The sequence below is a fragment of the Shinella zoogloeoides genome, assembly GCF_003574625.1.
GTDB lineage: Bacteria > Pseudomonadota > Alphaproteobacteria > Rhizobiales > Rhizobiaceae > Shinella > Shinella zoogloeoides_A.
On the sequence record NZ_QNUJ01000004.1, the window covers coordinates 139,898 to 151,970 of the forward strand.

Genomic DNA, 12,073 nt, shown 5'->3' on the forward strand with positions numbered 1-12,073 from the left:
AAGCCCGGAGCCTATCGGGGAAGGGCATGAAACCACTGGATATCGGCATTGCCGGTGCGGGGCCCGCGGGGCTTGCCGCCGCATTGTTTCTCGCCCGGGGCGGCCATCGGGTGGAGCTTATCGAACGGTTCGAGCGGCCGTCGCCGGTCGGTTCCGGCCTGCTGATGCAGCCGACGGGCCTGACCGTGCTGGATGCGCTCGGCCTTTCCCCGGCAATCCATGCCCTCGGCAACAGGATCGATCGGCTGCATGGCGCGGATGCGCGCAGCGGCCGCACCGTGCTCGACGTCCGCTACGATGCGCTGGCCGGTGGGCGCTATGGCCTTGCGGTCCATCGCGCCGCTCTCTTCTCGACATTGCACGACGCCGTCGCCGCCGAGGGTATTCCCATCCGCACCGGCGTAACGCTGGCAAAGGCCGAGACGCGGCACGCCCGCACGGCGCTGCACGATGGCGATGGCGAGATCGTCGGCGACTACGACCTGGTGATCGATGCGACGGGCGCGCGCTCGCAGCTTGCGGCGGATTCCATCGCCGCGCCGCGCGTGAAGGAACTGCCCTGGGGGGCGTTCTGGGCGACGCTCGACTGCGAAGGGATCGCGCACGAGCCGCGGGCGCTCAGCCAGCGCTACGATGCGGCGAAGGTGATGATCGGCGTCCTGCCCGTCGGCCGGGCGCATCCGGGCGAGGGCGACAAGGTCGCCTTCTTCTGGAGCCTCAAGACGGCGAATGCCGAGGCGGTGAGGCAGGCGGGGCTCGACCGCTGGAAGGCCTCAATCGCCGATTACTGGCCCGAGACCATGCCGTTCCTCGACCAGATATCGGACTGGGACCAGTTGACGCTGGCGCGCTACGCGCACCGCACGATGCTGCCGCCCCATGCGGACGGCATCGTCTTCATCGGCGACAGCGCCCATTCGACCAGCCCGCAGCTCGGGCAGGGGGCGAACATGGCCCTGCTCGACGCGGCGACGCTGGCTCATGCCCTTTCGTCGGCGGCATCGCTGGACGAGGCGCTTGCCGCCTATGCTGCTGCACGGCGCGGCCATGTGCGGCTGTTCCAGCTTCTCTCCTACGTCTTCACGCCGTTCTACCAGTCGGATTCACGCTCGATCGCCTGGCTGCGCGACCGGCTGGTGGCGACGGTCGCGCGGATTCCGCCGGCGCCGCAGATCCTTGCGGCCATCGTTTCCGGCACGCTGGCCGACCCGTTCACGCAGGCGGGCCTTCAGGAATGCCGCTGGCCCGAACTGCGGCTTGCCTGACCCCAAAAACAAAAAGGGCCGGTTTCCCGGCCCTTTCCGATGCGTATATCGCGAAGATCAGGCTGCGGACAGCTGATCGGCCGACATCTTGCCGGACTTGCGGTCGCGAATCAGCTCGAAGCTGACCTTCTGACCTTCGTTGAGGCCTGCGAGGCCTGCGCGCTGTACGGCGGAGATGTGGACGAATACGTCCGGTTCACCGCTGTCCTGCTGAATGAAGCCGTAGCCCTTGGTCGTGTTGAACCACTTTACGGTGCCAGTTGCCATGACGAAACCTTTCCTGAACCGTCAAATCAATCGTCGGTCGCCTGAGGCGACCATGGGTGGTCGAATTTGAAGGGGAAGTCGTCAAGGTACAGGCGGTCGCCTGCAAATGCAGAAGTCAACGTTCAAATCGATGCGGGAGAAATAGGGGGTTCGGTGGAAACGGTCAAGATCGTGCGCGCGTACGAGGCGCCGCCGAGCCTGAAAATATCAAGCCGCGCCGGCTGCCCCCCTGAGAAAAGGCGTCTGCAGGGCGGGCGGAAGAAGGCTCCGTTTCCGGAGCCTTCCGATTCGCTTCAGGCGGGCCGCCGCTTGTCGACGCGATGGTGGTCGAGGAAGGCCGCGATTGCGGCCTCGCCGCAAAGGCGGCGCTGCTGGGTAAAGGCGGTGGCGATGCGCGCGGCATCGCCGAAGGTGACGATCGCCGCCTCAGCGCTCCCGGGCGCGCGGGTGAGGGTGTCGGTCACGATATCCGCCATGGTGCGCGGCAGGATGTCGGTGCAGTCATGCATGCGTTCGAAAACAGTGCCGATGGGCACGATCTGGTCCTCGAAGATCACCATCGGTTCGGCGCGCTCGTCTTCCCAGGCATCAAGCGCCTCGAGGGCATTGCCGAAAAGTTGCTGCAGAGTGATGGGAGCATGTCCTTCGTGAAGGTCGGGCAGGAAATTCAACATTTTCTGTCTCCTTGGCGTAAGGGCGTTTCGCTTCGTACTCCTACTGAATTCCCGGGATGCAGACTTGCCGGCGGGTCGGCGCACGGATTGCTGCGTCGCGGGTCTCACAAATCTTAACAACGGGAAACGGATTGGGAAGCGAAAAATATTGTCCGCTCCCGGCCGCCTGGCAGTTAATGGTAGAGTTCTGTTTCAAAACAGCGACATAGCAGGAAGAATATTTTTGTTCCCGTTGTGCGCTGCAGCGATGCCGCTCCGCTATCCTGCGCCGTGAACCAGTGCACATCATCCGCAAATCACTTCCTTTCGTTTCCGGCGAAGAAGGCTGTTGACCGGAAGGGGGGACATCGCTAGAACATGCCGAACCGTACGGTACGGTACGCATCGAAAGTGGACGATATCTTGCAAACGCTGGAACAGGGCAGGGCAGGCGCAGCCGCCGCGGGACTGACGGAACGTCAGGGCGCGGTGCTGGAACGTGCGCTCGGCCTTCTGGTCGAGGGCGGCGAGCGGGCGCTGACGACGGCCGGTGTCGCGCGTGCGGCCAACTGTTCCAAGGAAAGTCTCTACAAGTGGTTCGGCGACCGCGACGGGCTGATCTCCGCGATGATCACCTACCAGGCCGGCAAGGTGCGCACCGTCGAGGTCGATGCCGGCAAGCTGACGGCCGAAACGCTGCGCCAGAATCTCGTCGCCTTTGCGCGCGATCTGATCGACGTGCTTTCCGGCGAGGTCTCTCTGGCGCTGAACCGTCTTGCCATCGGCCAGGCGAGCCGCGAGGGCGCCGGGCTCGGTCGCCTGCTGCAGGAGCGCGGCCGCCGGCAGATCGGCAAGCGCGCCGCGGCGCTGCTGGAAGCCGGCCGCAAGGCGAAGCTGCTTGCTTTCGACAGTGCAGACGAGGCATACGGCACGCTCTACGGCCTCATCGTTTCGGACATGCACCTGCGCATGCTTCTGGGAGAAGATGCCGCAGCGCTCAAAAAGGAATTCTCGCCGCGTGCGGAGAGGGCTGTGGAAGCCTTCCTGACGCTTCACGGTGCGAAAGGATAAGCCGGCAGGAAACCGCCGGTTCGGATCAAACAGACCAGCTAAGGGAAGGAACCATCGATGCGCGTCTATTACGATCGTGATGCCGATCTCAACCTCATCAAGGCGAAGAACGTCGCCATCGTCGGCTACGGCTCGCAGGGCCGTGCGCACGCTCTCAACCTCAAGGATTCCGGCGCCAAGAACGTCGTGATCGCGCTCAAGGCCGGTTCGCCGACCGTCAAGAAGGCCGAAGCCGATGGCTTCAAGGTCATGACCGTCGCCGAAGCCGCCAAGTGGGCCGACCTCCTGATGATGGCGACGCCGGACGAACTCCAGGCCGACATCTACAAGGCCGACATCGCCGGCAACATCCGCGACGGCGCTGCCATCGCCTTCGCTCACGGCCTCAACGTCCACTTCGGCCTCATCGAGCCGAAGGCTTCGCTCGACGTCGTCATGATCGCGCCGAAGGGCCCGGGCCACACGGTTCGCGGCGAATACCAGAAGGGCGGCGGCGTTCCCTGCCTCGTCGCCGTTCACCAGAACGCTTCCGGCAACGCGCTTGACGTTGCTCTGTCCTACGCCTGCGGCGTCGGCGGCGGCCGTTCGGGCATCATCGAAACCAACTTCAAGGAAGAGTGCGAAACCGACCTCTTCGGCGAGCAGGTCGTCCTGTGCGGCGGTCTCGTCGAGCTGATCCGCGCCGGTTTCGAAACGCTGGTCGAAGCCGGCTACGCTCCGGAAATGGCCTATTTCGAGTGCCTGCACGAAGTGAAGCTGATCGTCGACCTGATCTATGAAGGCGGCATCGCCAACATGAACTACTCGATCTCCAACACGGCAGAGTGGGGCGAATACGTCACGGGTCCGCGCATCATCACCGCCGAGACGAAGGCCGAGATGAAGCGCGTCCTCACCGATATCCAGACCGGCAAGTTCACTTCGGACTGGATGCAGGAATGGAAGGCCGGCGGCGCCCGCTTCAAGGGTATCCGCCGCAACAACGACGCGCACCAGATCGAGGAAGTCGGCGCCAAGCTGCGCGGCATGATGCCCTGGATCGGCAAGAACAAGCTGGTCGACAAGGCCGTCAACTGATCGTCCCTGCCTTTTGCAGGACAGGAAGCCGGGCGGATATTCCGCCCGGCTTTTTCATGCGGGTCGCTCATTCTTCGAGCGAGCCATGGTGCAGCGCATATTTTCGAACATTGCGGCGCAACAAGTAATAACCTTGCGAAAACCTCCCTTTAGGAACAAAATACGAGAGTGTTTCGTTCGGCTGTCAGGAGGATAGTGCGATGACCACGATTGCTCAATACTTCGCATGGTTCGACCTTTTCATTCTTTGCAGTATAGCTGCACTGGTGCTGGTCAGCCTTTATACCGACCGGGCAACCTGAAAGCCCGGAACACGTGAAACGGACGCCGGCCGGCCCTTCGGCTGGCAAGAGTATTTTTGCGTAAAACCTTGGGCGTTTGCCCACTTTGTCTTGGCGGGAATATTTAGGTCAGCATTGTTGACATAAATTCATCGTCGTGATGAGGTGCGGGTCAAACAACAGCCCGAGGAAAACCCTATGTTCGAATGGGACAAGGCCTTCGCGACACGTGCGTCGCGGATGAAGGCATCCGAAATCCGCGAATTGCTGAAACTCCTGGACCGGCCGGACATCATCTCTTTTGCCGGCGGCATCCCAGACCCCGCGCTGTTTCCGAAGGAAGCTTTTGCGGCGGCCTATGCCGATGCGCTTGCGGGCGAGGGCGCGGCGGCGGGCCTGCAATATTCCGTCAGCGAGGGCTACAGGCCGCTGCGCGACTGGCTGGCCGGCGAGATGGGCAGGATCGGAATTCCCTGCACGGCGGAGAACGTCTTCATCGTCTCCGGCTCGCAGCAGGGGCTCGACTATCTCGGCAAGCTCTTCCTCTCGCCGAAGGATACGGCGCTCGTCACCTGGCCGACCTATCTCGGCGCGCTGCAGGCCTTCAACGCCTATGAACCGACCTATGACCGGCTGAACCTTTCCGGCAACCGCACGCCCGAAGCCTACCGCGCGACGGCGGCGGAGGCGGGCGGGCGGGTCAAGTTCGCCTACCTTTCCGCCGACTTCGCCAATCCGACAGGCGAGACTGTCGACCGCGCCGGCCGCGAAAAGCTGCTTTCGCTTGCCGAGGAGCTGGACATCCCCGTCATCGAGGATGCTGCCTATCAGTCGCTGCGTTACGACGGCGAGGCCATCCCGCCGATCCTGGCGCTGGAGATCGCGAAGAAAGGCAATATCGACGCCGCGCGCACCATCTATTGCGGCAGCTTCTCCAAGACGCTCGCGCCGGGCCTTCGCGTCGGCTACATCGTCGCGGCTGCGCCGGTCATCCGCAAGCTGGTGCTGATGAAGCAGGCGGCGGATCTGCACTCCTCCACCATCAACCAGATCGCCATCGCCCATGTCGCCGCGCGCGGCTTCGACGCGCAGGTCGCGAAGATCCGCGCCGCCTACAGCCAGCGCCGCGATGCCATGCTGGCGGCGCTCGACAGGTATATGCCGGAGGGCGTGAGCTGGACGCGGCCCGAGGGCGGGATGTTCGTCTGGGTGACGCTGCCCGCCGGGATGGACGGCGCGAAGCTGCTCGCCCGTTCCATCGAGACGGAGAAGGTCGCCTTCGTGCCGGGACAGGCCTTTCATGCCGACGGCAGCGGCGCCAACACGCTGCGCCTCAGTTTCTCCTGCGCCGATGCCGCGACGATCGAGGAGGGCATTTCCCGCCTCGGCCGGCTGCTGGGCAGCGAGCGCATGGCGGCGTAAGGCAGTGCGGGTTTGCCCCTCACCCTAACCCTCTCCCCGCAGGCGGGGAGAGGGACCTTGCCCCACGCAACGTTGAAGGCTTGGAAAACGGTGCGGCATATCTCCTTCTCCCCGCAGCCAAGGAGAAGGTGCCGGCAGGCGGATGAGGGGCACCTTAATCACCGAGGCAGGCCAGCGCCGATTCGAAGACCAGGTCCGGCAGAACCCCGAACGTGTAGGGCGCGTGCACACGCTCCCACTTCTGGTGATAATCGCGCCCCCACGGCCCGATATTGACCGTCGGGAAGGAAAGCAGCCCTTCCGGCACATCGTCGGTGAAGGCCGGCGAGGGGGTATTGGCGGCCAGCAATCCGGTCTCGCCCGCATCCGGTCGGTGGCCGAAGAAGCTCATGTCGGAAATGCCGGCGAAGATCTGCTTGAACTTGATCGCGGTGCCGTGCCTGCGCGCGGTCTCGTCCATCACGCGCCTGAACCTTTCCCTGAGGTCGCGTCCCGCCCCGGACTGTTCGAGATGCACCAGCGGATAGTGCAGGCTGCCGAAGCCGACGATCACGGCCGGCCCCTCGATGCCCGCCTCGGTGACCGCGGCCGAGACGATCTCGCGGCTCACCTTCAGCGGATCGGTGCCGCCGGAAAGTGCCCGGTCGAGCGCGGTGAGACGCGCCAGCGCGTCCGCCCCGCCGCGCGCCTCCACCCGCTCCACAAGCCCGGCATAGGTCAGCACGAGGCCTTCCGTCCTGATGGGCTCGCGGCCCCGGTAGCGGGCGGCGTTGGAGTCCTGCGCATCGAGCGCCGTTCGCAGCGCGCCGGAAACGATGGTGTGGAATTCGGCGAGGATATCGCCGGCGCTGCGGCGGTGCGTCAGCCAGTTGAAGGACAGCCAGACGCGGTCCGGCGTCGTCACGTCATAGCCGTCGCGGATGTCCCGGGCCTCAAGGCAGACGGGCGGCGGCGAGCGCTCGCCGAAGGCCTCGTCGCTGAGCTCCGGCACGGTGTCCATGGCGCGGGTGATCTCGGCGCTGATGCGGTGGGCGCTGGTGCCGTTGAACGGATAGCCGGCATGGGTCGGCCGGCCGATGACGAAGGCGAAGGGCGCGAACTTGCCGATGGAGCCGAGATAGACCGCCCGGCCTTCCTCGCCGTCGCGCTCGCAGCTCGACGCATCGAGATTGATGCCGGCGACGATGTCGAGGTCGAAGCGGCGCGCGATTTCAGGCAGGGCGTTGCGCAGGCTGCGCATGCCGCGCGAGCGGTTCTCCTCGTCGGGCGTCGCGACGAAGAGGATGTTGCCTTTCGGCGCCTCCAGCCCGGCAAAGCGCTCCAGCGCCGCGATGCCTGCCGCAAGGCCGCTCTTCATGTCGAGAAGGCCCCGCCCGGCGATGAAGTCGCCGCTCTCGAAATCCTCGAGCGCCTTCTCCTCCGCTCCATTGAGGGGGCGGCTGCGAAGCTCCTTCGTCAGGGCCTCCGTCAGCGGCTCGGGATCGCAGGCGAGCGGCGCAAGCGTGCCGTAATTGGCGATGGAGACCGTATCGAAATGGCCGGCCAGCACCACGGTCTTCCGTCCGCTTCCGCGCACCAGCGCGACGACGCTCCGGGTCAGCGGCTCGCCGTGGCTGTCTACGGTGAAGAGCCGGTCCGGGTGGCGGCGGAAATAGGGCGTTTCGGCAAGATGCGCCCGCAGCCGTTCGGAAAAGTCCGCCTCGTCCGGCGAGCCCGTCACGCTCGGCCAGCGGGTCATCATAAGGGAGAGTTCGCGCGTGCGGGCGGCGGCGGTGCCGAGGGCGGTTTCGTTGGTCATGACGGGCCTGCCGAAAGCTGTTGCATTGAAGGAAGGGGAAGGCTAGCCAAGAGCGATGGCAGGCGAAACGGCAATTTCCTGGAAAAATCGCAGGTAGTATTGTCCTTTCGGCAGGTGAAACTGGCATTTCGGCAGGATCGATGGACACGACGGACCGCAAGCTTCTCGCCCTTCTGCGCAAGGATGGCCGCGCCTCGCTTTCGGCGCTTGCGGCGGAGCTGAAGGTTTCCCGCGGCACCGTGCAGAACCGCATCGACAGGCTGGAGCGCGACGGCGTCATCGCCGGCTTCACCGTGCGGGTGACCGAGGCCGACGATCCCCATGCCGTGCGCGCCGTCATGATGATCGAGATCACCGGCCAGAAGACGCTCGCCGCGATAAAGGCGCTGCGCGGCATACCGGAGGTGCGCGCGCTCCACACCACCAACGGCGCGTGGGACCTCATCGCGGAAATCCAGGCGGAGAACCTCGTCGAGTTCGAGCGGGTGCTGCGCGGCGTGCGTGCCATGGATGGCGTGTCGAAATCCGAGACGAGCCTGCTGCTGACCACGCTTTGAGGCTTCGTGTCCGGTGGGTGCGAAAAGGCGCTTTCCATTGCCGGTCAGCCGGTTACACTCGGCGGGCCTATCCGGAAGGACCTCATGTCGCTACGCCTTGCCACCTTCAATATCGAAAACCTCATGACCCGTTTCGATTTCACGGGTTTCCGCAATCAGACTCGCCAGGATCGCGTGCTGCGCCTTTTCGACATCCGCAACGAGGCGGAATACCAGCGGCTGGAGGAGGCGCGCACCATCGCGCATACGGACGATGCCCGCCAGCACTCGGCGCTCGCCATCGCCGATGCGGATGCCGACATCCTCTGCCTGCAGGAGACCGACAACATGGCCGCCCTGCAGGCCTTCGAATATGGCTATCTTTTCCGCATGGTGGGCAACGGCTACCGTCAGAAATACCTCATCGAGGGCAATGACAGCCGCGGCATCGACGTCTCCGTGCTGATGCGCGAGGAAACGCGCGACGGCCAGCGCATCGAATGTGTCGATATCCGCAGCCATGCCGGCGTCACCTATCGCGATTTCGGTCTCTATACGCCCGATCTCGGGCCGGGCATCGACCAGAACGACAAGATCTTCAAGCGCGATTGCCTGGAGATGGACCTGCGCATCGGCGGGCGGCCGCTGACACTCTACGTCGTCCATTTCAAATCGATGGGCCCGGGACGGGACGGCATGGACGGCCGCCAGTCCACCATGCCCGTGCGCATGGCGGAGGCGCGGGCCGTGCGCCGCATCGTCGAGGACCGATTCGGCCCCGGCCGCACGGCGGACAAGGCATTCGCCATCTGCGGCGACATGAACGACTATCAGGAAAAGCTCGCCATCGAGGGCGACAGGCGCAATGGCTACCGCTTCATCCCGCGCAAGGAGGACGTCAGCGCGCTTGATGCCTTCACCGCGGATGGCTTTGCCGTGAACCCGATGCTGCGCCGGCCGGTGGACGACCGCTGGACGCTCTATCACAGCCGCGGGCCTGAGGAGCGCCATCTCTGCCAGCTCGACTATATCTGGCTCTCGCCGTCGCTTGCCGAGCGCAATGCCCACCATGTCCCGGAAATCATCCGTGCCGGCCAGCCCTTCCGCACGCTCTTCCCGCCGGGGCAGGAGGTGGAGCGCTATCCGCGCGTCGGCTGGGACCGGCCCAAGGCCTCCGATCACTGCCCGGTGGTCATGACGCTCGATCTGTGAGCTGTCCCGCGGCTCATTTCCACTTGCCCGCGGCCGGCCGCTCGGGCAGGCTTACGGCCGAAAATCGAATAGGGAGAATGCCTTGTCCCGCCGCTACGCCATCTATGACGTCTTTACCGACACGCGGCTTGCCGGCAACCCGCTGGCGGTCGTCTTCGATGCCGAGGGTCTCGACGACGATGCGATGCAGCGCATCGCCGGGGAGTTCAACCTGTCGGAAACCGTCTTCGTGCTGCCGCCGGAAAAGGCGGGGCATACCGCGCGCCTGCGCATCTTCACCCCCGGCCGTGAGCTGCCCTTCGCCGGGCACCCGACCGTGGGGGCCGCGATCGCCATCGCCGAAGCGGGCGAGGGCGGGCGGGAGCCGCGCGACCAGGTCAGCGTGCTGGAGGAGAATGTCGGCCCGGTGCGCTGCGCCACGCGCCTTGCCGGCGGCAAGGCGTCCTTTGCCGAATTCGACCTGCCGCGCAAATCCGCGCGGCTCGACGCCGCCTTCGACAAACAGGCGCTCGCGGATGCGTTCAGCCTGAAGCCGGCGCAGATCGGTTTCGAAAATCACGTCCCGTCGCTGTGGAGCGCGGGCGTCGCCTTCGTGATGATGCCGGTGCACGATCTCGCCGCGGCGGCGGCCGTGGAGTTCGATCCGATGCTCTGGGAGCGTTGTGCGCCCTTCGCCGAGGGGCGGCTGGCATCCGCCTATCTCTATTGCCGCGCCGGCGTGAACCACAATGCGAAGTTCCACGCCCGCATGTTCGCGCCCGACATGGGCATCACCGAGGACCCTGCGACCGGCTCGGCCGTCGCCGCCATGTCCGGCGCCATCCATTTCTTCGACAAGCTGGTCGACGGCCACCACCCGTTCCTCATCGAGCAGGGCGTCGAAATGGGCCGCCCGTCGCTCATCCACCTCCATCTCGACATCTCGGGCGGAACGATCGCCGGTGCGCGCATCGGCGGGGAAGCCGTCCGCATCGCCACCGGAACGCTGGATTTGTGACGCCTTTTTTGCGCTGCGGAAGAAATTTGCGCCAAGACGCATTTTTTTCAAACCGCGGTATAGACAAGCCCCGAGAACGCCTTTATACGCCCCTCCAGCACCGCAGCAGCGGTCAAGTGGGTGATTAGCTCAGTTGGTAGAGCAGCTGACTCTTAATCAGCGGGTCCACGGTTCGAGCCCGTGATCACCCACCAAATACAATTACTTAGCGGTTTTCTACCAACCCGCATTTTACAGAAGCAAGAGTTTTACTCTTTTCAGCCTGCGTCCTGTCTGAAACAGGTAGTGCTTGCGACTGATTGCTTCAGCATCGCTCTAGACTGACCGGAACACTCCGAAATCAGTCTGATTTTCTCTTCGTGCCAGCGGTCGTGATTTGTCCGGGAGATGGTGCCGGGCCCTAACGCGAATGCAGGGCGCGGTAGATCGAAGCAAGTCGCGTGTTGTGGTGATGCAGGTCGAAATGCGCGCGCACGCGATCCGCTGCTGCCTGCGCCATTTCCCGCCGTGCCGTTTCATCCTTCGCGAGCCGGCAGATGGCATCTGCGAGGCGCTCCGTGTCGCCGGGCTGAACCAGGATGGCCGAACGGTCATCCACCAGCTCGGGAATGCCTCCTACGGGACAACTGACGACGGGCAATCCATAGGACATGGCCTCCAGTACGGACATCGGCATGCCTTCGGCATAGGAGGGAAGGACGTAGGTGTGGGCGGAAAGGAAAGCTTGCTCCCGCTCCTTGCCCCCGATCCAGCCCAGATAGCGGACACGCCCGGCCAGCGCCGGAGATGCGGACAGGCGGCCCGTCAGACGCTCCACATCGCCGTTTCCGCCGATGGCAAGGCGGACTTCCACGCCCCGCCGGCATGCGACTTCCATCGCTTCCAGAAGGTCGAATAGGCCCTTGCGCTCGCCGATCAAGCCCATGAACAGCAGTTCCAGCGGCTCTTCCGGCGACGTTCGTCCTGGCGACTGCAGGGCAGGCACGGATACCGCGTTGGGCAGCACCACGGCTTGCGACAGCCCGAATTCCGCCGTCAGGTCGCGGCGCCAGCTTTCCGACAGGCATAGAACGACATCGAACCGCCGCAGGAACCATCGTACGAACCGTCGACGCCCACGCGGCAGCCTGGCATATTCGACCAGGAAGTTTGCGCCGTGGAAATGAAGGATGCTTTTCGTTCTCCGCATCAGAAGCGGCAGGATGACGGCTGCCTTGCGATAAAGGCTGGGAAAGTCGCCGACATGGACATGGATCATGTCCGGCGGGCGGTGCAGGGCCAATCTCACGGCTTGCATAAGGGCGCGACCTGCCACAGCAAGCTTTTTCACACGCGAGCCGTCTGCATGGGTCTGTATGAAGGTCATCTCGAACGCGCGGGCTAGCTCGGATCCCCGATAGTTGGAAACCACCGTCGATATCCCGCCCCGCGTATCATCGAGAGGCGAGAAGTGCGCGATTCGAATAGGATGATCCACCAGTGCTCTCCGGCTTC

At 64.4% G+C, this 12,073-nt stretch carries 11 protein-coding genes and 1 tRNA gene; 8 read left to right on the forward strand and 4 right to left on the reverse strand.

Going from position 1 to position 12,073, the window contains the following annotated elements; translation table 11 throughout:
* Positions 1 to 26: 26 nt before the first annotated feature.
* Positions 27 to 1,265: an FAD-dependent oxidoreductase gene (locus tag DSD28_RS09055; protein ID WP_119256063.1), complete on the forward strand. Its 1,239-nt coding sequence runs from the start codon at positions 27 to 29 to the stop codon at positions 1,263 to 1,265.
* Positions 1,266 to 1,322: 57 nt separating this feature from the next.
* Here the strand turns inward: DSD28_RS09055 and DSD28_RS09060 are convergent, their stop codons facing one another.
* Positions 1,323 to 1,532 (reverse strand): cold-shock protein, encoded by a 210-nt coding sequence (locus tag DSD28_RS09060; protein WP_119256064.1) that lies wholly within the window; start codon positions 1,530 to 1,532, stop codon positions 1,323 to 1,325.
* A 293-nt stretch (positions 1,533 to 1,825) separates the two neighbouring features.
* Positions 1,826 to 2,206 (reverse strand): hypothetical protein, encoded by a 381-nt coding sequence (locus DSD28_RS09065; RefSeq protein ID WP_119256065.1) that lies wholly within the window; start codon positions 2,204 to 2,206, stop codon positions 1,826 to 1,828.
* Between the two features lie 402 nt (positions 2,207 to 2,608).
* Here DSD28_RS09065 and DSD28_RS09070 point away from each other — a divergent pair, with 402 nt between their 5' ends.
* The 3 genes from DSD28_RS09070 (at position 2,609) to DSD28_RS09080 (ending at position 6,036) form a co-directional block, all read left to right on the forward strand.
* The gene (locus tag DSD28_RS09070; RefSeq protein ID WP_245424788.1) at positions 2,609 to 3,256 is read left to right on the forward strand and encodes a TetR/AcrR family transcriptional regulator C-terminal domain-containing protein; all 648 of its coding nucleotides are present in this window, start codon (positions 2,609 to 2,611) and stop codon (positions 3,254 to 3,256) included.
* 57 nt (positions 3,257 to 3,313) lie between these two features.
* Complete coding sequence (ilvC, locus tag DSD28_RS09075; RefSeq protein ID WP_119256067.1) at positions 3,314 to 4,333, forward strand: ketol-acid reductoisomerase; 1,020 nt, start codon at positions 3,314 to 3,316, stop codon at positions 4,331 to 4,333.
* A 479-nt stretch (positions 4,334 to 4,812) separates the two neighbouring features.
* On the forward strand, positions 4,813 to 6,036 hold the full coding sequence (locus DSD28_RS09080) for a PLP-dependent aminotransferase family protein (RefSeq protein ID WP_119256068.1): 1,224 nt from the start codon (positions 4,813 to 4,815) through the stop codon (positions 6,034 to 6,036).
* A gap of 154 nt (positions 6,037 to 6,190) precedes the next feature.
* On the opposite strand, the gene DSD28_RS09085 is transcribed toward DSD28_RS09080, so the two are convergent.
* Entirely contained in the window at positions 6,191 to 7,834 is a 1,644-nt protein-coding gene (locus tag DSD28_RS09085; RefSeq protein ID WP_245424789.1) for a M20/M25/M40 family metallo-hydrolase, read from the reverse strand.
* A gap of 140 nt (positions 7,835 to 7,974) precedes the next feature.
* Here DSD28_RS09085 and DSD28_RS09090 point away from each other — a divergent pair, with 140 nt between their 5' ends.
* The 4 genes from DSD28_RS09090 (at position 7,975) to DSD28_RS09105 (ending at position 10,773) form a co-directional block, all read left to right on the forward strand.
* Positions 7,975 to 8,391, forward strand: a complete 417-nt coding sequence (locus tag DSD28_RS09090) for an Lrp/AsnC family transcriptional regulator (protein ID WP_119256069.1) — start codon at positions 7,975 to 7,977, stop codon at positions 8,389 to 8,391.
* 84 nt (positions 8,392 to 8,475) lie between these two features.
* A complete protein-coding gene (locus DSD28_RS09095) occupies positions 8,476 to 9,582 on the forward strand; it encodes an endonuclease/exonuclease/phosphatase family protein (RefSeq protein WP_119256070.1) in 1,107 nt (368 codons plus the stop codon).
* 82 nt (positions 9,583 to 9,664) lie between these two features.
* Positions 9,665 to 10,579: a PhzF family phenazine biosynthesis protein gene (locus DSD28_RS09100; RefSeq protein ID WP_119256071.1), complete on the forward strand. Its 915-nt coding sequence runs from the start codon at positions 9,665 to 9,667 to the stop codon at positions 10,577 to 10,579.
* A gap of 118 nt (positions 10,580 to 10,697) precedes the next feature.
* A tRNA-Lys gene (locus DSD28_RS09105) sits at positions 10,698 to 10,773 on the forward strand.
* Positions 10,774 to 10,979: 206 nt separating this feature from the next.
* Here the strand turns inward: DSD28_RS09105 and DSD28_RS09110 are convergent.
* The gene (locus DSD28_RS09110; protein ID WP_162911316.1) at positions 10,980 to 12,056 is read right to left on the reverse strand and encodes a glycosyltransferase family 4 protein; all 1,077 of its coding nucleotides are present in this window, start codon (positions 12,054 to 12,056) and stop codon (positions 10,980 to 10,982) included.
* Positions 12,057 to 12,073 lie beyond the last annotated feature (17 nt).

Coding starts and splice junctions, on each gene's coding strand:
- DSD28_RS09090 (WP_119256069.1), top strand. CDS start 7,975: ATGGACACGACGGACCGCAAGCTTCTCGCCCTTCTGCGCAAGGATGGC.
- DSD28_RS09080 (WP_119256068.1), top strand. CDS start 4,813: ATGTTCGAATGGGACAAGGCCTTCGCGACACGTGCGTCGCGGATGAAG.
- DSD28_RS09055 (WP_119256063.1), top strand. CDS start 27: ATGAAACCACTGGATATCGGCATTGCCGGTGCGGGGCCCGCGGGGCTT.
- DSD28_RS09065 (WP_119256065.1), bottom strand. CDS start 2,206: ATGTTGAATTTCCTGCCCGACCTTCACGAAGGACATGCTCCCATCACT.
- DSD28_RS09085 (WP_245424789.1), bottom strand. CDS start 7,834: ATGACCAACGAAACCGCCCTCGGCACCGCCGCCGCCCGCACGCGCGAA.
- ilvC (WP_119256067.1), top strand. CDS start 3,314: ATGCGCGTCTATTACGATCGTGATGCCGATCTCAACCTCATCAAGGCG.
- DSD28_RS09060 (WP_119256064.1), bottom strand. CDS start 1,532: ATGGCAACTGGCACCGTAAAGTGGTTCAACACGACCAAGGGCTACGGC.
- DSD28_RS09095 (WP_119256070.1), top strand. CDS start 8,476: ATGTCGCTACGCCTTGCCACCTTCAATATCGAAAACCTCATGACCCGT.